Source organism: Treponema medium, assembly GCF_017161265.1.
GTDB lineage: Bacteria > Spirochaetota > Spirochaetia > Treponematales > Treponemataceae > Treponema > Treponema medium.
In genome coordinates this window covers 1,710,139-1,731,530 of record NZ_CP031393.1, presented here as the reverse complement: position 1 = coordinate 1,731,530, position 21,392 = coordinate 1,710,139, and the positions used below count along the sequence as shown (strand labels likewise).

The following is a 21,392-nucleotide window of genomic DNA, read 5'->3' as shown; positions in this document are numbered from 1 at the left end:
TTAGAGGTTCCCACCTCACAATAAACTGACCGGATCGACATCCGTTTCGATATATACACCCACAGCCGCTTTGTATTCGGTGATAAACCGGTACACGGCTTTTTGCATCGGTGCGAGCGTTTCGGCGCGCAACAGCAACTGCATCCGGTGATTCCCCCCCACGAGCGAAAGCATACAGTCGGACGGGCCGAGTATTTCTATGCCTTCCGCACCATCCGGCGGAAACAGCTGGGGTAAAAGCTCCCGTGCGCCGAAAGCGGCTTCTTCCGCTTTGTGTTGATCTTTACTGCGGAACACCAGCCGGATAAGGCGGGCAAAGGGCGGAAATTCCAATGCCTGACGCTGCTTTAGTTCCTGTGTATAAAAACCTTCCACATCATTGTGCTGCGCACAGACAATTGCAGGATGATAGGGATTATAGGTTTGAATGATAACTTCCCCGTCCGGAACATACCGCCCCGCCCTGCCCGCTACCTGCATGATGAGCGAAAAGGTGCGCTCGGCGGCTCTAAAATCGGGCATCTGCAAGCCGGTGTCGGCAAGCGCAATTCCGACCAGCCGCACACCGGGAAAGTTTAAGCCTTTGGCAATCATCTGCGTGCCGAGCAAAATATCGACGGCGCCGTCCCGAAAGTTATTTAAGATGTGAACTGCCTGCTTGTTTTTTTGCAGCACATCGGTATCGATACGCTGAACGGTGCAATCGGGAAAGGTTTTCCGCACCTGTTCTTCAATATATTCCGTGCCGATGCTCGTATAGCCCGCCTCGATGGAACCGCATTCGGGGCAGGCACTCGGCGGCTTTGCCGTCCATCCGCAGTAGTGGCACTTCATCAACCCCTCGCTTTTATGAAAGGTGAGCGGCACCGAACAGTTTTTACACAAGAGCTCGTGTCCGCAGTTTTTACACTTAAAGAAATGAGAGAAGCCGCGGCGGTTCAAAAAGAGAATGGTCTGTTTCCCTTGGGTTTTAGTACGGCGCATTTCATCGATCAGCGCAGTGCTTAACGCTCCGGCCGTATGCAACAGCGATTCGATACGGATATGCGGTAGCGCCCCGCCTGAAAGCCGCTCGCTCAACCGCAGAGTACGGATTGCGCCGGTTTTCATCAAATGCCAAGCCTCTACCGACGGCGTTGCCGAACCCATCACCAGCGGACAGCCGTGTTTTTTGCAGAGGTACATCGCAACCTGCCGCGCGTGGTAGCGGGGCGCAAAGCCCGACTTATACGAACCGTCGTGTTCCTCGTCGATGATGATGAGTCCTAAATCGCGGACGGGAGCGAATATAGCACTGCGTACTCCGACGACAATCCGCGCCTCGCCCCGCGCAATACGCCGCCATTCCGCAAGCCGCTTGCTGCCGGTCAGCCCTGAATGGAGCACCGCGCAGCGGTCGCCGAAACGCTTTTTGACGGTTTCCGCAACCTGATGGCTCAGCGTGATTTCGGGAACCAGATAGATAACCGATTTTCCGGCAACAAGCGCACGCGAGGCGGCCTGCAAAAAGACCTCGGTTTTACCGGAACCGGTGATGCCGTACACATAGAAGAACTCGCCGCCGGTGCAGCCGGAAATCGCTTCTACGGCAGAACGTTGTTCTTCCGAAAGCGTAAGCGCCGAAGCGGAAAAATCGGTTCCGGCGAATTCGATTCCGTCGGTATTCAGCTCTCCCGCTTCTCGTTTGCCGGAGGGCAGCATTGCGGAAAGCGCAATCCCCTCGGCGCAGATATAAAAGCGGGACATCCAACGGGCGAGCGCCGCCTGTTCATCGGTGAAAAGCGGTTCCGCATCGATGATGCGGTCGATCGGCTTTATGTCGGCTTCCGCAAAAGGACAGCTCTTAGGCAGCGTTTCATATTCCGCAACGATAAAGCCGATGAGCTTGCGCGAGCCGAATCGAACCGCCGCCCGTCTGCCGGCTAAGGATTCTTCCCCGTCTGCAGCACCAGCGGCACAATCCATCGGAATGGAAGTACCCGTACTCTCTACCGCCGCTGCTTTAGCCGAACGTTTCGGTACTGCGACGGCATTCCGGTAAAAAAACGATTGATATAAAGGAAGTTTAAAGACAAGCTCAAGCCACTGCGCCATAGATTAGCCCTGCGCCTGAAGTTCGTGCAGACGGGCGCGGAACCGCTTGAGGTCTTCCCATGCGGGGCGTTTGAGGCTTTCGTCCCGAAGCAGCGCACTCGGATGATAGGTCGGCATCAGCGGTATCCCCTGATAGTCGAAAAAACGCCCCCGCAGTTTTCCGATACCGTCGGAGGTTTGCAGCAAATGTTGCGCAGCAATGCGTCCCATCACCAGAATCATCTTAGGGCGGAGCAGCCGTATTTGCGCGTCCAAAAATGCGGCGCAGCAGCTCCGTTCCTCCGGCGCGGGGTCGCGGTTCTGAGGCGGGCGGCATTTAACCACATTGGTGATATAGCAGTTGGTCTTGCGCGAAAGCTGAATAGCCTCCAGCATCTTGTCGAGGAGCTGCCCCGCCCTGCCGACAAAGGGTCTGCCCTGCCGGTCTTCGTCCGCGCCCGGCCCCTCGCCGATTACCATCACCTCAACGGAGTTGGTCAAGCGGGAAAGCTCTTCGGGGCCTTCTCCCGCCACCGGATGAGTACGGGTTTGTCCCAACACACAGGCGGAACACTGCGCAACCGCAGCGTAAATCTCCTGCATTGACCGAAACAGCGCTCCGCCGCTACCGCCTACCGCCTCCGTATACATTCCGCCGGAAGCAGAGCCGGCAATCGGAGCCGCAAGGCTACCATCAGCTGCAAAACCGCTGTTTCCGACAAGACCGGTAAATGCCGCTTTGCCGATACCGCTTTGTTCATTGCCGGTACCTGCCGGATACGCCGCAGCAGAAGCGGTACTTGCGGCAAAGTCATCATTTACCGCAGAGCCGGTCGCCGCAGCGCTCGTTGTCACAGCTGCAGCTGTTGAATCTCCAACAAATGCAAACGATTCGGGATACGGCGCATCGCTGCGGTACCCTTCAATATATTCAGATGCGGTTCTAAAAAACCGATATAATATTTCACACGCTTCCGTTTCCATACTCACCATGGCAACCGCATTATCAATATTTTAAGCGGTTGCCTTCCTTTTGTTGTGCGAAATTTCGTAGGTATAAGGTGAGCGTCTAAAATGACGTCGCTCACCTTAACCGTCAAGTTTTCTTTCGAAAACTTGCATATTGACTTGTGCGCTTACCGCGCACCAATGCAACAGTTTCTAAAATTCATATTTCGTTCAACTGTTGCATTTTCGAGAAACAAAATTTCGCACAGTTTATTTTAGAAGAAGAGCAAGCGTATCAGCAGAATACATCAAATGCCGCAAAATAAGAGAGGTTGGGCGACCATTTGAGCCGTGCAGCGGCGAAATTCTGGTTGAACAACCTTTTTTATTTTGCGGGGGACACAAGAATAGTCTGATACGCTTGCTCGGATACTATACACGGAATTGCAAGAAAATGCAAAGAAAAACCGTACAGAAGCGGAGAGAAAATTTAGTTCTGCTTAAGCTTTAACGCCTTACTTTGATAAATAAGTTTCCATTTTTTCGGAGCACTTATTTTATCCGTTATCGTAAATTTATTTTTATAGTCTGATAGACTATCGGTAAACCCGTCTCCGCCTTTGACTACTACTCGATTCTCCTGATAACCTCCCGAACTGTTTAACGTAATACGTGCAATCTTTTCCGCAGCGGTTAGTGCACCGGTCAGCGTGATAAAGGCAGTATTCGTCAAATATATGTCATTCTTGCTTGGTTTACCGGGTCCGCCGCTTGGTTCAACCGTAATAACCGTAGAACCCGACATATTGAAGACCGAATCGGCGGTTGCGATCTGTATAGCCCCTCCGCTCATTGTTGCCTCATTGCCGGTAACGGTAGTATCTTTAAGCGTAAGCACTTTAGAGCTATAAATACCGCCGCCTTCACTTCCGGCTTTATTATTCTCTAGCTTAACACTATCCATCGTACAAGTCCCCGCATTAACCATTCCCCCACCGTGGTGCGGTACTTCGTTTTTTTCAATCTTTGCATTTTTAATGGTTACCTTGCCAAAATTGTAGAGCCCCCCGCCGTAGTCAGCCGTATTCCCGGAGATGATAACATGTTTCGTTTCAGTCCCTTCAATCGTTAATATACCAGCCGCAGTGCCGGATGAAGCTCTATTCACAAAAATACCGCCGCCGTTACCGTCGTCTGCTCCCATCTGCATAGCAGTGTTACCGCTGATTTTTGTACCTGCTTTTAAGATACATTTAGCCTCCGAATTGACGAATATACCACCACCCTGTACCGCATAGTTCCCTTTGCTTGTATCGTCGTCGCCGATGGTACATTCTGTTATAGTAATTTCAGTGCCTTCGCTATAGATAGCTCCACCCCCGCCGTTCGCAATTACACCGCTCGCTGAATTCTTTGTAAAAGAACCTCCCGTTATGGTAAGCATTCCCGCTTTAACGTGTAGACCTCCTCCTCTCAGTGCACTACAGTTATTAACAGTTACATTTTCCAACTTACATTGGACGCTATTATTGTTATAGAGATTGATACCTCCCCCGTTAGCTTCTGCTTCACAGTTTTCAATAGGCGTATCTTTTATGCTCACCGTTTCTTTCGGCGCTTGAATATCAATACCGCCGGACGACTGGCTGCCCTTTCCTTTGCACTTTTCTATTCTACAGTTTTCGAGTATTAAATCTTTGCCTTTATTAAAGTAAATACCTGCTGCATTATCTTCAGTCTTACAGTCCTTAATCGTTACATTCTTCATTTTAAGGGAACCATTCTCCGCAACATAGACGGCATATTTTTCGGTCTTGGTTAAGATTACGTTTTCAAGCGTTAGGGTCTTACCATCATTCACCTCAAAAATACCGGTACTCTTAACATTGGATTGACTATTATCAGCTCCCTTACCATTTGCATTCAAAGTATACTTATTGCCCTCGGTTGATTTTATAGTGATATCTTTTGTTACCTTTATTATAGATTCCTTGCCAACTGCATCAGATATGTCATACATAAGCTCATTTGCTATTTCGATAACGGCGCCGTCGGAAGCGTCTTGAACTGCGGTTCGTAAGGCTTCCCACGTGTTTACTACCTGACTCTGACCGCCAACTGCCTCAAGCGCGCCGGAAGCATTTATCTTCCATTGTTCGGCATAAAATCCCACAAGCGTAAATTTGCCTATATTGTCGGGAGTGAGAGTGCCGGCAAGTACTTTTCTTCCTGCAGAAAAAGACGGCATCGATACCCCGGCTGCCGTTGGAGAGGCTGCGAGATTTTCATCGACGGTTATATAAGCCGTTTCTACCGATAAGTGAATATTATTTACGGCTTTTACTTGTGCAGAATCTTTAAGAGTTATACCTCCCGTTATCACTACAGCCATAGCATCGGGATTACCGTCCGCTGTTTTATTGTCCTTGATAACGGTATTTCCTTCTAAAACGAGCGTCCCGGCAGCCATAACGTTTGCAGCAGCAGCGCTTCCGCCTACAAGAAAACTATTATTTTCGACAATGGAATCCGTAAGGGTACACATTCCCGCTACTATCAAAGCGCCGCCGTTTACAGCCTTGCACTCTGTGATAATGCAGTTCGTTAGTTGACACGTACCGCCGCTTAATACCTGTATTCCTCCGCCTATTCCGGTCGTGATACTTCCGCTCATCTTACCGTTTTTTAGCGTAAGATCCTTCAGCGTTAACTGTCCTTCTGAGGCAACCTTGAAGAATCTCCCTTTTTCGTTTGCATCTATGATGTATCGAGGCGGAGCGCTGATTATAGCTTTGCGTTGTACGGTAAGAGTTTTATTTATTTCAATTTCGCTCGATTCTTCGGTACAGTTAAGCTCATTTCCAATATTAATAACAGCGCCGTCATCGGCATGCTTTACAACATTTTTCAGTTCCTTATATGTTGTAAGTGCATCTTTAACTTGGACATGCAGTACCGTTTTAATACTGTCATCGGCGCCTTTTTTTGCCCAAACGGTGAGCTTATGAGCACTTCCATCGGCAGGAAGACTTATTTCAGTTTTCTCAGTCTCACTTTCCGCATCAATCCGATAGTATGCTGTTGTACCGCTGGAACCGGTAATCGAAAGCTTTGCCTGACCGCTCTCTTTATAGATAATCAGCGGGGTTGCATTCGTATACTGCCCCGCATCAGGTACAAGGTCGTCCGTACCGCTGTCTCCGTAAGATTTTTCTTCTGCGGAGATACCTTCCTTTATATGCATACCCGGCTTGGGAATCTCTTGCCACTGCGCAGTGTATGTCGCATTTGCTGCAGGGAATACGAGCGGTGAAGGCAATGGAGGATTCCAGCCGTTAAAGGTATAACCATCTTTGGTAGGATTAGTAGGCACGGTAAACGTTGCGCCGAATTTACCTTCTCTCGGAACATCATCCGTAGTACTGCCGATATTTCCGCCCGCGAGCTTAAAGGTTACGGTAATGCGCTTCCTCTTATATTTGACTTCAACGACCGTACTGCCGTCCCCGGTAATCGTTTTCTGTTCAATGGGGAGCGGCTCAAAACCGGCATAGGCATTCGCCGTAGCCGTTGTGAGTGTCCCTGCAGTACCGTTCAATGTTTGAGTAGCACTGGAAGCGGTAGGATAATTATCATCATCAATATTTTGCTGATAGTGCTGTACCGTATACGATACGCCCCCCACCGGATCCCATTTTGCATAGAGGGTAATGTCGGATGTTACCGTACCGGAAGCGAAATCCCATGCAGTTGTACACGCTTCGTCTATGCACCAATTTCGGAAAGTATACCCTGACGGTGCAGTCGGTGCGGCAGGTTCAGGCGAAATTTTAGAACCATAGAGTATCTTTTGGGAAGGTACCTCGCTTCCGCCTTTAGAATCGAAGGTTACCGTGTGTTCCTTTAAGACTTTATAGTACACTGTTGTAGAAGCGCTCGGTTTAAATCCTACTCCGGCTGTATGATAGGTTAATACATAGTGTTTTTCGCCTACTCCGTCTAATGGCATATCTACGATAACGGGAGATGTTCCCGTCTGCTCAGGTGTAGGCACGTGTCCTACCTCTGTCAATGTATAATGGATAGTTATGTCTTCATCCGGAACGCTAAGCTTAATTTGAGCTTCCGGCGCTAAAGCGGCAGCTTTTACGACAATCGCCTGATTCTGCGCAGTTCCGTCCCCCGAAAGAGAATCTATCTTTGTTCCCGTAATGACAGCAGCCTGCGCCTGTTGTGGGGCATTTAACTGAGTCCTTGCCGTAACCGATTTTGAATACAGTCCTTTTGCGTCCTTTAATCTAATCGTATAGTCTTTTTTTGCACTGCCGGGCATTACTTTAACATCGGTTTTAAAATACAGCGTCCAATCGGAAGGAATATTTTCCGCATCAGGGGGTGCTAATTTTTTTACTTTACCTTTATCGATAAAATAGCTGCCATTTTGTGCTTTCAGCTGTTTCTGTACGTTATCAACCGAAAGGCTATACGGTATCCCAGCTATTTCAATGCCGACAATATCCTCATGCAAAAGTCCATTGCTGCACCGTTCTTTCATATCGCCATCCGACAGTTGCAAGCACAGAACATAATAAGAAGTTTCGGAAGATGAAGCGGTTTTTGTCTGTGCAATAACACATTTATCAATAGCCGGAGGCGGGGTATTTACCGTAAGTCCAAACGGGACGGTTTGTTTAAATGCTCTACCGTCTGTGGTATACAGAGTAATAGCCGGAGTTATCGCTTCGCTTCCCCATTCATACTTTTGTAAAAAGGCAGGGTTATAGGTAAGCGTCAGCTTGGTATTTGAAATTTTTTTGAACTCATAATCATTGCCGGATTGCGGTGCGGCAGCTCTTTTATCGGATGTATTTTGAGTTTGCGGAAAGGTAATAATATCGGCAGGAGCATCGGAATCTCCCGGCATTCTAAAATGAAAGTTTTTAGGATTGCGCAGGGTAAACGTAACCGTTACGGCTGCCTTAGAGGGAACGCATTGCATACCTTCAGCATCGGTTTGAGTTACCGTATCAAACGCATAACCTGCGATAGATGCCTCGGTTGACCAATAGCTTAAATCATCATCGATATCTGCTGTATAGTTCTTACAGGCAATGAAAAAACAAAAAGCTAAAACTGAGAGAATAACCGTCTGTACAATTTTTTTCATTTAAAACTCCGGCAGAATCGAAAGCTTCTGCAAAAGCAGTATTTTTCTATTTTAACTCATATTACTCAAAAAAGAAAGCACAAAATTGTCAGTGTCAAAAGCCTCATCCTTCGTTATTCTGAGATTTTTACCTACTCTACCTGATGTATTTGTTTCTCAAAATTTACTGCCTGCCAAGCCGAGCAAGAATACACGCACCGACGACCGGTTCAAAACGGCGGCGGATAATCCGCACCTGCGGCAAAGCATCGCAGATATATGCGGCGGTCAGTTTTGCAAAAAAGGCTTGATGTTCCAAAATGCCGCCGGAGAATACCAATTCCGCCTCTGCTCCGTCGAAGAGGGCGCCGTATACGCTGCGGGCAAGAAGCGACAGGTCTTGAGCGGCAGTTTCCAGAATACGTGCTGCAACTGCATCCGATTGCTGTGCTGCCTGAAATACGCAGGGCGAAAAAGAGGCTACCCGCGATTTATTAAAATTTGTGTATAAAAAGGGAAACAATTCCCGTATGGTGTTAACGCCGTAATGTTCAAACAGCATTGGCGCCAATATGGTGCTCACTCCGCGCCGTTCCAAAGCAGCAGCAGCCGCTTTAATCCCGTCTAATCCTATCTTAAAACCGGAACCTTCATCTCCAATCAAATGGCCAAGCCCACCGGCGCGGGCGGTTTTACCGTTCTTATCCAATCCGGCGGCAATGGAGCCGGTACCGCTCACCACGATAATGCCTTCCGCCATTCCGGTACCGCCTGCGAGCGCTGCCAATGCATCGTTGCAGAGGTATAAAGGACAGCGGATTCCCTCGCCGGTAAAAAAACGGCGGAAATCTTCGGTCTCTTGTTCCGTGCTCATACCGGCGGAGGCAAAGCAGCCTGCAGCGCAGTTTTGCACATCGATGCCGCTTTCAGTTTTCAATTTTTGAATCAACTCGCGAAGATTATCGCAGGCTGCGTCAAACCCTACCGCATACCGGTTGGTAGAACCGCCCTTTACCTGTGCAATCAGCCGATCGGTTTCATCACAGATACCGAGCCGAGACTGTGTTCCCCCTCCGTCGATCCCAAAAAATAATTGCTTCATCATTTACCGCCGTTTATACACATCGAGCGCATTGTTGATATTGCCGTTCCCCTGCTTAAGAAGCGCTTCCGCTTCCTCTTTCGATATCTCAAGCGAGGCCATAATCACCGCTATCCGTATCTTCCGTCCGGAATCCTCAAATATCCGTGCGGCACGCGCTTCCCCGCATCCGGTAATCTCGTTAATCAGCCGCTTCGACCGTTCTACCAGCTTCGCGTTCACCGGCATCAAATCGATCATAAAGTTATTATATACCTTTCCCAACCTAATCATCGCGGTGGTGGTAATCATATTCAGTGCGAGCTTTTGCGCAGTGCCCGACTTCATCCGAGTTGAGCCGGTAACGATTTCCGGCCCGACCGGCAGATAAATGGGATAATCGGCAAGCTCGAAGGTGCGTGAATCTTTATTGCAGCTTATTGCACCGGTCGGGCTGCCGAGCGAACGGGCATACCGGAGCGCCCCCAGCACATAAGGGGCGGAACCGGAGGCGGTAATACCGACCAACATATCGGATGCCGAAAACCCCGCGCCGCGCAGCTGATCGATACCGTGGTTTTCATCATCCTCGGCGCCTTCGATGGAACGGCGGAGCGCGGCATCGCCGCCTGCGATAAAGCCCTGCACCATATCGGGGGACACGCCGTAGGTGGGCGGACATTCTGAGGCGTCCAACACCCCCAAACGGCCGGAAGTTCCCGCACCAAGGTAAAACAGCCGTCCGCCTTTTTGAAACACCTCAACCGCGCAATCGACCAGCCGCGTCAACTGAGGAATCGCCTGCGAAACCGCCTCGGGAACTTTTTTATCTTCGTTATTGATAATCGTCAAAATTTCTGCCGTACTTTTCGTATCGATTTGATATGAAGCAGGATTGCGCTGCTCCGTTACGGGAATTTCTTTCATTATAATCTACTCCTCTTTCCATTAATTATTGGAACATTCTGATAAATTCTTAAAATGGGTCGCGAGCTAATGCAACATCAAGGATAACATCGATATCGATAAAAACTTTTTTTATCATACATATTTGTCCTGTAATGCTTCGCTGAGCATATCGCTGTATGATTTTCCATTGTCATGAAACATCCCTGAAATACTATCGGTTATCGATGATTTTAGTGTAGAAAAAGAAGTGCCTATGTCATGATAGCTTACGATATTTTTAAGATACTTTTCTACAATTCGAGAAACGCTCCGATTCTTTTTTTGCGCATATTCCTTTGCTTGTTCTATTACAGATTGCTCTATAGTTAATGTAAGTTTTGCCAACATATACCGCCTCACACGTGTAATCATAACGCCTAAACACGTGTAAGTCCATATAAAAACTTCGTATATCTATAGAGCATCTCTAAAAATTCGATAAGATTTGCTTCGCATCCTTCGGAATAGAGGTATCCCTTTGTACTAAAATATCACATTGGATTTTTCACTTGGATTTTTTACGTTGACATTTCCCGTATCTACAGAATATAATACGCGCAGAGTATCTAAATGACTTTTGATATGAAAACTATGACATTAGATGATTTGATTATGAATCCTCTTACAGAAGAAGATAAAAAAATAATACATTCAGCAAAGCCTGTAATTACAGAAGACTGTCCTGAACTGTCAGAAGCACAGTTGAAGAACTTCAAGCCATGGTATGAAGTTCTTCGAAAAGCAGTTTTAGGATAAGAAAAAGTAAGATGGCTCTTGTTTATACCGAAGTTTTTGCACAATCATTTATGCGTCCGGTTTCACTGTGCGCAATTATTCCGGCGGAAGAAAGCGTGCCCGATGCTTCAGGGCAAAGACCGCAGGTGCAGGAAACCAAGCCGCTCAAAACGCTCTATCTGCTGCACGGACTATACGGCTGCCATACGGACTGGCTCACGCTTACAAACATACGTCGCTACGCAACGGAAAAACATATTGCCGTCATCATGCCGGCGGCGGAAAATGCTTTTTATATCGATGGTAAACTTCCCGGGCAGCAGTACGGCGCCTTTGTCGGGGACGAGCTGATACGGCTGACACGGAGGTTGTTTCACCTTTCAGCAGATCGGGACGATACCGTTATCGCGGGGCTTTCGATGGGAGGCGCCGGAGCAATACGGGCAGCGTGTTTATATCCGCAAAACTTTGGAGCCGCAGCGGGCATTTCCTCCGCCTTTTTGACGAGGGAGCAGCTTTCGCCTGAACATCCCGTCTTTACCCCTGAATGGGCGGAGGGCATATTTGGCAGCATAGAGAATATGGAAAGCGAATATAAAAATGCGGTACTCACAATGAAAAAGTCCGCGCAGGAAAAGGCATATCCGCAGCTCTCCCTCGAATGCGGTACCTCGGACAGCTTAATCGGTGTCAACCGCGGCTTTCACCGTTTTTTACAGGAACACGGCATTGAGCATTACTATGAAGAAAGTACCGGAGGGCATGAATGGCCGCTGTGGGACAGCGGAATTAAAAAGGTTATTAACCGTTTTTTTTAAATCGGTTAACATAGGAAACCCTCTAAAAAGCCAATCGAGTTTTTAGAGATACCTAAAGAAAGGAGGCAAATGATGAAAAACAAAGTCATTGCAGCATTGGTAGCATGTTTTCTCTTGATGTCGTTTGCATGTTCAAATGAAAACAGCAACAAATCCGGCGAAAAAGTTACGCTGGAATTTTGGACATGGCGTACCGAGGATGTCGAATTCTACGAAAAGGTAATTCAAGCCTTTGAAAAAAAGCACCCGAACATCACGGTAAAGCAAACCGCCATTAAAAACACCGAGTATAACACGATCGTAAGTGCATCGCTGCAAGGCGGCGGCGGGCCGGATGTCTTTATGGGCAGGGCTTACGGTGGCTTGCAGACACTTGCAGACAGTGAGTATCTCCTTGAACTCGACAGCCTTATCCCCAATTTAAAGGATTATTCCGAACCGGCAAAGCAGGGGGCACGGAGCATTAAAGACGGTAAAATATACGGCTTGCCCGCGTTAAGCCAAGCGATCTTCTGTTACTACAACAAAGATATATACAAAAAGCTCGGTTTAAAAGTTCCCGAAACATGGGACGAATTCATTTCCAATCTTGAAGTATGTAAGAAGAACGGAATTACCCCGCTTGCAAACGGTTCTAAGGACGGATGGACGGTAGAAACGCTTTTAGGTGGAGTCGGCCCCAACTTTTACGGAGCCAACGACTTTTTCAATGCAGTCGTCGCCGGTAACACTACCTTCGAAGACCCGCGCTTTGTGGATGCGGTCAAAAAAATCGGCGCATTACGCCCTTATATGCCGGAACTGTTCACCGGTGTCGGCTATACTGACATTCAAGGCGCTTTTATGAACGAAATGGCCGCACACATGATCGGCGGTTCGTATGAAGCAGGAACTTTTAAGGCAAACAATCCCTCCCTCCAATTCGACGCATTCCCCGTACCGGGCACAACGGCAGGCGAACAGTACGTTACTTTCTATGCCGATATGAACTGGGCAGTCAATGCAAAAACAGCGCATAAAGAAGCGGCGCTCGCCTTCTTGCAGTTCCTCGGTTCCCCGGAAGTAGGTAATATGCTGATTTCAGAACTCAAGATGATCAGCTCCACCCCCGGTGTGGATACCTCGTTAGATCCGTTCGTCGGAAAGGTCATCACAATGATGAAGAATAGCACCAGCTATATTTTCCTCGTTCCGTTCCGCTATGAACAACCGACCGGTTCAGCGCTGTGGCAGGCTGCAGGACAGGGATACTTGGCAGGTACGTTAACTGCAGAACAAGCATGTAAGCAAGTACAAACAGGTATCGCTACCTATTATAAGCCCTTCCAAAAATAAAAAGGGATAAAGGGATAGCCGCTCAGAGCAATCGCATCAGACACAATAGATAAGAATCGCAGAATAATTGGAGGTTGGGCATACCATTTGAATCGCAAAGCGATTCAACTCTGGTTGAACAGCCTCCAATTATTCTGCGGGGCTATTGAAGAGTAGTCTGATGTGATTGCTCCGGATAGAAAGTATGATAACATCAAAAACAAGTAAATTTTTATGGATTGCGTTTTTCGTAACGCCGGCGCTGCTGATTGTCAGCGTTTTTATTTTGCTGCCGCTTTTTATGAGCCTATTTAACAGTTTTTTTGACTGGAATCAGCTGCTCCGTGGCGCATTTACCGGATTGGGTAATTTTAAAAAGTTGTTTTTTACCTTTCCGTATAATGAACGCTTTTGGAATGCATTAAAGCACAACGGCATCTGGTTTTGCTGCACGATGCTCATTCAAAACAGCCTCGGACTGCTGTTCGGATATGCATTAAGCAGAAAGATTGCAGGGCATGGCTTTTTTAAACGGGTATTCTTTATACCGGTGCTTTTTTCCATTGTAGCGGTCGGTTTCTTGTGGGGTATGTATTTAAAGAGTGATGGGTTGGTCAATAGTTTTTTGAATCTCCTCGACCTCTCGTCCCTCCGACGGGCATGGCTCGGTGACGAAAGCACCGCAACATTCGCCATCATCGCGACCAATATTTGGCGCTGGGTAGGCTTCCCTTCGCTCGTATTCCTTGCAGCCATCGACTCAATCGATCAAAGCTGTATTGAAGCCGCATACATAGACGGCGTAAGCGAGACGGGCTTATTTTGGAAAATCATATTCCCGCTCATCATTCCATCCATAACGGTTATCACGGTACTAACCGTCATCGGTAGTTTAAATGTTTTTGAACAGATATACACCATGACCGACCTCGGCGGCGGGCCGAACTACAGCACCGACACCATCGGCACGCTTTTTTACCGCACAGCCTTCGGTTCGGTAGATACGGGTAACCCCGAAATCGGCATCGGCAGTACCATCGCCGTTATCATCTATATTATGACTTTTTGTATTTCACTCGTATCCGTCGCAATCGGAAAAGCAAAGGAGACACAGGTATGAACATAAATTTGCGCATTAAAACTGCCTCTCCGGTAAAGAGCCTTGCAATCGGCGCTATTTTAATACTGATGATTGGCTATGTTATTTTGATTGCGTATCCGCTTTTTAATATGGTCATATCCTCGCTAAAACCCACACGGGAAATTCTCCAACACCCATTCGCCTTACCAGCCAATCCCGATTTTTCTTCGTACAAACGGGTTTGGATTGATATGGGGTTCAGCACCTTCTTTCTCAACAGTATCATCGTAACGGTATCCTCTATGGCATTAGTACTGCTATTCGGATCGATGGCATCTTATGCTATCAGCCGCTATGTGTTCAAAGGGAATACCTTGCTGTATATGATCTTTTTAAGCGGTATTATGTTGCCGCTGAAAGCCGCTATTATCCCGCTTTTTATGATTATCAGAAAACTTGGGCTTATGGATAACTTCTTGTCGGTTATCTTAATTTTTACTGCAATGGGTATTCCTTCAACAATATTTATCCTGTCAGGTTTTTTTAAGGCTATTCCGGCAGACCTCGAATATGCCGCACGGATCGACGGATGCAATGATTTTAGTATTTACAGCAAAATTATGATGCCGGTGATTGCGCCCGGAATTGCGTTGGTAACCATCTACAATGCAGTTCCTATTTGGAACGACTTCTTTTTTCCACTCGTCTTTTTACATAATAGAAGTCTGAAAACCCTGCCGGTCGGTCTCAGTACCTTTTTCGGGCAGCACAGTACCAACTGGACGCTCCTCTTTACCGGATTAACCGTAGCCATCCTCCCGATGCTGATTCTCTATTTATTTATGAGTAAGTATTTTATCAAGGGAATGACCGCCGGTGCAATAAAGTAGTAGGTGTAGGAGGTTGATATGAAAGTCGGAATTAAAGGAGATACTTGCTTTACCGTTACAAAAGAAATGTTGGCAAGTCAAGACGGTGACGATACCCTTGAGGTGTTTTCGACGCCGAACATGGTTTTAAAAATTGAACGGACTGCAGCACTCAGTGTACTTCCGTTCTTAGAAGAAGGATATACGATGGTCGGCGTAAAAGTTGACATTCAACATACCGCGGCAACCCTTGAAGGGATGAAAGTGTATGTCCATACCGAACTGATAGACATCAGTGAGAATGGAAAATTCTTAACTTTTAAAGCGGAAGTATCAAACGATAGGGGAATTATCGGCAGCGGTACCCATGTGCGGGCAATCGTCAATAAAAAACGTTTTATGGAAAAACTCCGAGCTTGCTGCACATAATGATATTCACTCTTTTTACAATATCTCCGCTGCGGTTGACATCGATCAGGGTAAACGCATCAGGTCGTTTTTTAACACCCCCGTGGAAAAATTGAGACTATTCGACCAGAACTGCCAAGGATGGCAGTAGTTCCATACAGCAGCGATGTTTTGTGCACGCACAAAACTCGCCTTCAACTGTTGTACACGGATGTACAACAGTTGAAGATGGTTCAAATGGTCTCACAGTCTCAATTTTTCCACGGTTTTTACCTACTCACCTGATGCGTTTACCCGTCTGCTGGACAAATGTGCGAAATTTTATTTCCTTAAAATGCAACAGTTGAACAAAATATGAATTTTGGAAACTGTTGCATTCGTGCGCGAAAAGCGCACACATCAATACGCAAGTTTTCGAAAGAAAACTTGACGGTTAAGGTGAGCGGCGCCATTGTAGACGCTCACCTTATACCTATGAAATTTCGCACAGAAGGAAGGCAACCTCTGAAAATATTTTATAATGCGGTTGCCCTGTGACATCGATGCAAAGACCTTGCATTAAGAGGATGTTTTCCGTACAATGCGGGATAAAAAGATATGCTAAAAAGTACTGTCAAACATAATCGTCGGCGTAGTTTTTAGCTCAAGTTTTTATAGGAGTTATTATGAAACGTCTTATACCCCTGTGTTTATTGATTGCAACGCTCGGTATTGTCCTTTTGAGCGGTGCCTGTGCCTCTACGTCAAAAAAGCAAGATCCCGACTTCCTCGGCAATTATCCGGTGCAGTCGTTAGGTGTACTGCATCTTAACATAGTAAAACGTTATTCCAACGATTTACTGCCGCGCGATATCAGCTTTGTTTTTGAACCGTCAACCAACACTGTTAAGTTTCATCATAAGATGATGGGCGATAACATTTGGATTTCCTTAAAAAAGAAAGAGCGCGCACTTCTACGGGATGCTATTGAACAATACCTCACGGCCTTTGCCAATAAAACACTGACTCCAGAAGGCGCGAAGAAAAAAGGAGCATTTGGAAAGACTGATGTTTTAATGACATGGGGATTGTTCGGCGGAGCACATGAAACGCACCCTACTTTGCGGTTCGATTATCAGTTTATTACTCCGCAACGACCGTATTTCATTCTTGCCAATGCGACAACGCAAGCGAGCGACGGTGCTAACTGCCCTGCGGTGCGAATTGCAATTTCACCCGCACAATGTCAGGATGTCTTAAAAGCATTGGACGAAAAAGCGCTTTTACAACTTGTAGAAGAATTAAAAGCCGCCTATGACAAATACGATGAATTTGATTCAAATACATCGGCCGTTAAAAACATAGAAAACGCCCCCGAAGGAAGCGATACACCTGTAAAACAGGAAGATGTTTCTTTTGATGAGTTTTAAAAGCCCTCATTAACTGATGGACATCCTTATCCACCAGTTAATGAGACCAAGTTTGCAAAAGCAAAGTTGGTTTTATAGGAGGAATTATGTGCAATAAAAGGTTATTCGGTTTGGCTGCAGCGGGTATGCTGATAATCGCAATCGGTATTTCCGGCTGCGCGGGAATGCCCCGAAATTCTCGGCCGTTGGTATTTCAGACGGACTTCGGATTAAAGGACGGCGCAGTTTCCGCAATGAAGGGTGTCGCTTTTACGCAATCATCTGCGATTCCGCTGTATGATCTTACCCACGAAATACCGGCTTACAGTATCTGGGATGCAGCGTATCGGCTCTTTCAGACAGTAGAATACTGGCCGGCAGGTACGGTTTTTGTATCGGTAGTTGATCCCGGTGTCGGTACCGACCGCGATTCGGTTGTCTTAAAGACTAAGACAGGTCACTATATTGTTACCCCTGACAATGGAACACTTACACTGGTTGCAGATCGGTTGGGAATTGCTGAAGTTCGTTTAATCGATGAAGCGGTAAACCGCCGAAAAAACTCAGAAAAGAGCTACACCTTCCACGGTCGCGATGTATATGCCTTTACCGGCGCACGGCTCGCAGGAGGAATTATCAGTTTTGAACAGGTAGGAGCCACAAAAAAAGAGATTGTCCGTATTTCTTACGAAAAGCCTCGTTTTGATAACGGTTCACTGTTAGGCACTATCCCTGCCCTCGATGTGCAGTATGGAAATGTGTGGACAAATATCAGCCGTGAAACAGCGGATGCATTAAAATTAGCCGTCAATGATGTCGTACAGGTAACGGTATTCAATAACGGAAAACAAGTATACACCGGCTCTATGCCGTATGTGAACAGTTTCGGTGATGTTCCCGATGGAAAGCCGCTGCTGTATTACAATAGCCTCGATTGCTTATCGATGGCATTAAATATGGATAATTTCGCAGCCGTGCATAAAATCGAATACGGCGGCGAATGGACAGTGAAGATCACCAAAATTACAAAATAACATCCTTTTGAAAATATAGGGGCTGTCCAAAAACTTGAAAGCCTACCGGCTTTTTCTGTAAAGAAATAATTTATCGTATCCGCTTACGCGGATCGCGAATCAGTTTTTGGACAGTTTCCTTAGATTTAGATGCCAAACCCCTGTCATCAGATAAGACCTGACCGGCCGCCGTAAACAGCGGTACTGCCACACGTATACTATTTATGCTCTTATTTTACTCTAATCCATACAAAGCCAACGCATCGGTAAATCCCTGATCCCATCGGGACGCTAAATTGCAGAAAAATGATAACCGTATTATAATAGCCGAAAAGGTATACGTATATGCATCAAAAAAACAAAACCGACACACGGTATCTTGCTGTTTTTAAGTCTCTATTCCGAATCTATGCGATGATGGTATTCGGTATCAGTCGGTGGCAAGATTTTATCCGGGGAAAAAACAACCGTACTCACCGCGGAAGCCGAAACAAACAAGAGCAAGCGGTAAAAAATATTCCGGAAGCAGCCGCCGAAAATAACTCAAGCAAAGAAACTTCCGGCAGCGCTTCCGAAAATGTGGAAGAAACTATGTCTATCGTTAAAACCGGACTTTTTATTCTTTTTTTGATATACATCGTCGGCTGCTTTATCGCATTATTCAGGATGATCACGATAAATCTCTACAAGAGCTTACAGCCCTTAGGGATGCAACACCTCCTCTTTGAAATCGAAATCACGGCGCTGTTTGCCTTTCTTTTTATTTCTAATTTTTTACTGACGCTTTCTACATACTATATCGGAAGTATCGAACAAACGCTACGCGCAATGCCTATTCCGCCCCGTATTTTTTTCGGCGCAAAATTTTTTGCGCATTGTTTACCGGCTCTGATTATTTCGGTGAGTTTTTTCGGAGTTACCGCCTCTGTATACGGACATTATGAGCACTCACCTGCTTCATTCTATATAATAGCATTAACCGGCGCCGTTTTCTTTCCGCTGCCGATTATCGGACTGTGCTATCTAATCAATATCAGTGTTATGAGGATAACGAAGATTTTTAAACAGCGCCGATTTGTAATGCTAATTACCGGAATACTCGGCATCGTGATGGCGCTTGGAATCAATTATTTTGTACAATCGGTCAATATGCTGCACGAAAGTTCTGACTTAGCCGGAACTCTTACAGGTTACCGGCCGGGAATTGCCGCCGTTACGCGCTGTCTCTTACCGATGCGTTTTTTTGCGGCGGCTCTTTCAGCGAATTCTTTTTCTACAGCGATAGGTTCTTTTCTATTGTTTATCACAATCTGCATTGCCGTAGCCGCAGCAATAATCGGTCTGCTTTCAGCGGTGTATGAAAAAACACAGGATGGATTTGACGAACAGACCTTCAAGCGGCTTACGGCATCAGAAACGAAAACCTTAATCCACAGCGGGTTTAAGCGACGTTCAGCCTTTAGTACATTGCTGCTACGAGAAATCCATATAATGAACCGCGAGCCGGCGTATCTTTTAAACGGTCCATTCGCTATGATACTGCTGCCGCTCATCTACGGCATTATGTACCTCACCGGCTCACTTCACCTACCGGCAGGAACGGAAGACTTTATGCAAAGCAGTGCGGGACTTGTAATTGCAGGAGTATGCGGCACTTTTCTCGGCTCGACAACCGGCATCGCGGCAACAGCCGTTTCCCGTGATGCAAAAAACCTCAACCTGATAAAAAGCCTTCCCCTTTCGATAAAGCAATATATGCAGGCTAAGCTCGCACATGCAATGCTCTTTGCCGGTATCGGCTCCCTTATCGGTGTAGGCGGCATTGCGCTTCTTTTTTCGCTAACGCCATTGACCGCTATCGCTGCGTTTATAATCGCGCTCTCGCTCGCTCTTTTCTGCAACCTGCTTGCACTGATGCTGGATACCGCCCATCCCAAGCTCCACTGGGATACGCCCGCAGCGGCAGTCAAACATAATCTGAACAATATCATCATACTGTTTTCAGACCTACTGCTTTTAGGTATCATCGTAACAGTGGCATCGCTGATGTCTATACCACAAGAATATTATCTGTTGTGTTTTGCCGGTATCCCGCTACTTGCAAGCGGCATTACCGCACATTTCTTTTGGCCGTATGCAGAGCGGAAAATTAACAGGCTCGAAATCTAGATTAAGAAAAATCTAAAAATGAAAGCGTGGAAAAAGCATACGGAAAAGGCTTGCATGTTCTTTTTTATGTAAATCTTCTTTATGATGAGAAAAGACAAAAATATGCTCTTCCGAACCTGCTAAGAGGAGAATATCATCTGCGGCAAAACGATAGTCCGGTTCAATAAATTCAAAACTTTCACAATCTTGCTTTCGTACCGCAACAACATTAAGACCGAGTTCTTTTCGTAAATTTGCTTCAAGGAGCGTCATGCCGATATATTTTTCATTAATGCTTACTTCCGCCAATGCGAGATCCGCTGAAATTGGCATAAAATTCAACAGCAAAGTTGAGGCGAGCATCGGCATAACCCGCTTTGCCGCTTCACGATCGGGAAAAATCACCTTGGTTGCCCCAACCATAGACAGCAGATTCTCATGTTGGTCGGTTTCGGCCTTTACGACAATTTCTTTAATACCGAGCTGCTTTAAATATTTGGTTACCATCAGCGAAAGCTCAATCCTTCCGCCTAAATCAACAATAGCAGTACCGATTCTTTGGGGGATATTTTTACGGAGACTCTCTTCATCGGTAATATTTACGATATAGCCTTTAACAGCCTTGCCTTCATACTTTTTAATAAGATTAGGATCCCTATCAATAATAATAACTTCATCGGTAAAATGGAGCAGTTCTTCCAACATACGGACACCGAACGCACCTAAACCAATAATTGCGAATTTATTCATACTGCCTCCTCTCTACCGATAAATATTCAATTCCTATAGGTACATCATTCAACGCGGTGTTCCTTTTGTGAAGCTTAAAAGAGTTTTTCCGATCGCATAACATAAATACTAAAGCCGATAAAAAGCAGTAAAAGGATGATCCCAATAATCTTCATAAAATGACTGCCTCTTTGCCCAAGGAAGTAGACAAGCCAGAATAAAGCCGAAATATTACAAACCGCTGCAATAGCATCAAAAAGAGCGAACTTATAAAACGGAAAATTGACAAAGCCGGATGTCATTGCAATAACATTGCGTACACCGAAAGGGATAAAACGTCCGAATAAAAAAGTTAAAAAACCGTGCCGTTGAAGGGCACGGGAAATACGGGTGACACTGTTTTCGCTTATCAATTTCGAAAAGAATTTGCTGGAAATCCTGCCTCGTCCCAAAAGCCATCCCCAAAAATAAACAAGGTAATCGCTGATTATCGCTCCAAAATAAAGAGAAGCATAAAAGGCTGGAATGGATGCCTTCTCTTGTTTACAGAGTAAAGCCGCAGTAATAACAATGATATCTTCCGAAATCGGAAGGTTAAATCCTCCGAGGAACAAGCTGATAAAAATAACCAACGGAAAATAAGAAATATACTGTCCTATCCACGCAGCAATTGCTTGAAACATTGAAACAATG

At 46.3% G+C, this 21,392-nt stretch carries 17 protein-coding genes; 9 read left to right on the top strand and 8 right to left on the bottom strand.

The window, feature by feature from the left end; all coding sequences use genetic code 11:
* Positions 1-15: 15 nt before the first annotated feature.
* The 6 genes from priA to DWB79_RS07595 form a co-directional block, all read right to left on the bottom strand.
* Positions 16-2,094 carry a replication restart helicase PriA gene (gene priA, locus DWB79_RS07620; RefSeq protein WP_016523457.1) on the bottom strand — a complete coding sequence of 693 codons (2,079 nt, stop codon included), beginning with the start codon at positions 2,092-2,094 and terminating at the stop codon, positions 16-18.
* 3 nt (positions 2,095-2,097) lie between these two features.
* On the bottom strand, positions 2,098-3,057 hold the full coding sequence (locus DWB79_RS07615) for a uracil-DNA glycosylase (RefSeq protein WP_040859560.1): 960 nt from the start codon (positions 3,055-3,057) through the stop codon (positions 2,098-2,100).
* 454 nt (positions 3,058-3,511) lie between these two features.
* On the bottom strand, positions 3,512-8,188 hold the full coding sequence (locus DWB79_RS07610; RefSeq protein ID WP_016523455.1) for an InlB B-repeat-containing protein: 4,677 nt from the start codon (positions 8,186-8,188) through the stop codon (positions 3,512-3,514).
* A gap of 163 nt (positions 8,189-8,351) precedes the next feature.
* Positions 8,352-9,272, bottom strand: a complete 921-nt coding sequence (locus tag DWB79_RS07605; protein WP_252722472.1) for an N-acetylglucosamine kinase — start codon at positions 9,270-9,272, stop codon at positions 8,352-8,354.
* On the bottom strand, positions 9,273-10,175 hold the full coding sequence (gene murQ, locus DWB79_RS07600) for an N-acetylmuramic acid 6-phosphate etherase (protein ID WP_016523453.1): 903 nt from the start codon (positions 10,173-10,175) through the stop codon (positions 9,273-9,275).
* A gap of 114 nt (positions 10,176-10,289) precedes the next feature.
* The gene (locus DWB79_RS07595) at positions 10,290-10,544 is read right to left on the bottom strand and encodes a DUF6364 family protein (RefSeq protein WP_016523452.1); all 255 of its coding nucleotides are present in this window, start codon (positions 10,542-10,544) and stop codon (positions 10,290-10,292) included.
* A gap of 234 nt (positions 10,545-10,778) precedes the next feature.
* Between DWB79_RS07595 and DWB79_RS07590 the strand changes: the two genes are divergently transcribed.
* The 9 genes from DWB79_RS07590 to DWB79_RS07550 all read left to right on the top strand — a co-directional run bounded on the left by DWB79_RS07590 (position 10,779) and on the right by DWB79_RS07550 (position 19,991).
* Positions 10,779-10,952: a hypothetical protein gene (locus DWB79_RS07590; protein ID WP_169558577.1), complete on the top strand. Its 174-nt coding sequence runs from the start codon at positions 10,779-10,781 to the stop codon at positions 10,950-10,952.
* Between the two features lie 11 nt (positions 10,953-10,963).
* Complete coding sequence (locus DWB79_RS07585) at positions 10,964-11,749, top strand: alpha/beta hydrolase (protein ID WP_016523450.1); 786 nt, start codon at positions 10,964-10,966, stop codon at positions 11,747-11,749.
* 69 nt (positions 11,750-11,818) lie between these two features.
* A complete protein-coding gene (locus tag DWB79_RS07580) occupies positions 11,819-13,084 on the top strand; it encodes an ABC transporter substrate-binding protein (protein ID WP_051125824.1) in 1,266 nt (421 codons plus the stop codon).
* 184 nt (positions 13,085-13,268) lie between these two features.
* Positions 13,269-14,183, top strand: coding sequence for a carbohydrate ABC transporter permease (locus DWB79_RS07575; RefSeq protein WP_016523448.1), 915 nt, complete (start codon positions 13,269-13,271; stop codon positions 14,181-14,183).
* On the top strand, positions 14,180-15,034 hold the full coding sequence (locus DWB79_RS07570) for a carbohydrate ABC transporter permease (RefSeq protein ID WP_016523447.1): 855 nt from the start codon (positions 14,180-14,182) through the stop codon (positions 15,032-15,034). Before DWB79_RS07575 ends, DWB79_RS07570 begins: the two co-directional genes overlap by 4 nt.
* A gap of 18 nt (positions 15,035-15,052) precedes the next feature.
* Complete coding sequence (locus DWB79_RS07565) at positions 15,053-15,442, top strand: thioesterase family protein (protein WP_016523446.1); 390 nt, start codon at positions 15,053-15,055, stop codon at positions 15,440-15,442.
* Positions 15,443-16,086: 644 nt separating this feature from the next.
* Positions 16,087-16,830: a hypothetical protein gene (locus DWB79_RS07560; protein ID WP_016523445.1), complete on the top strand. Its 744-nt coding sequence runs from the start codon at positions 16,087-16,089 to the stop codon at positions 16,828-16,830.
* 86 nt (positions 16,831-16,916) lie between these two features.
* Positions 16,917-17,843, top strand: a complete 927-nt coding sequence (locus DWB79_RS07555; protein ID WP_016523444.1) for an SAM hydrolase/SAM-dependent halogenase family protein — start codon at positions 16,917-16,919, stop codon at positions 17,841-17,843.
* Between the two features lie 324 nt (positions 17,844-18,167).
* Positions 18,168-19,991, top strand: a complete 1,824-nt coding sequence (locus tag DWB79_RS07550; RefSeq protein WP_016523443.1) for a putative ABC transporter permease subunit — start codon at positions 18,168-18,170, stop codon at positions 19,989-19,991.
* Between the two features lie 12 nt (positions 19,992-20,003).
* On the opposite strand, the gene DWB79_RS07545 is transcribed toward DWB79_RS07550, so the two are convergent.
* Positions 20,004-20,720 carry a potassium channel family protein gene (locus DWB79_RS07545; protein WP_016523442.1) on the bottom strand — a complete coding sequence of 239 codons (717 nt, stop codon included), beginning with the start codon at positions 20,718-20,720 and terminating at the stop codon, positions 20,004-20,006.
* Between the two features lie 74 nt (positions 20,721-20,794).
* Entirely contained in the window at positions 20,795-21,382 is a 588-nt protein-coding gene (locus DWB79_RS07540; protein WP_016523441.1) for a DedA family protein, read from the bottom strand.
* Between the last annotated feature and the right edge of the window lie 10 nt (positions 21,383-21,392).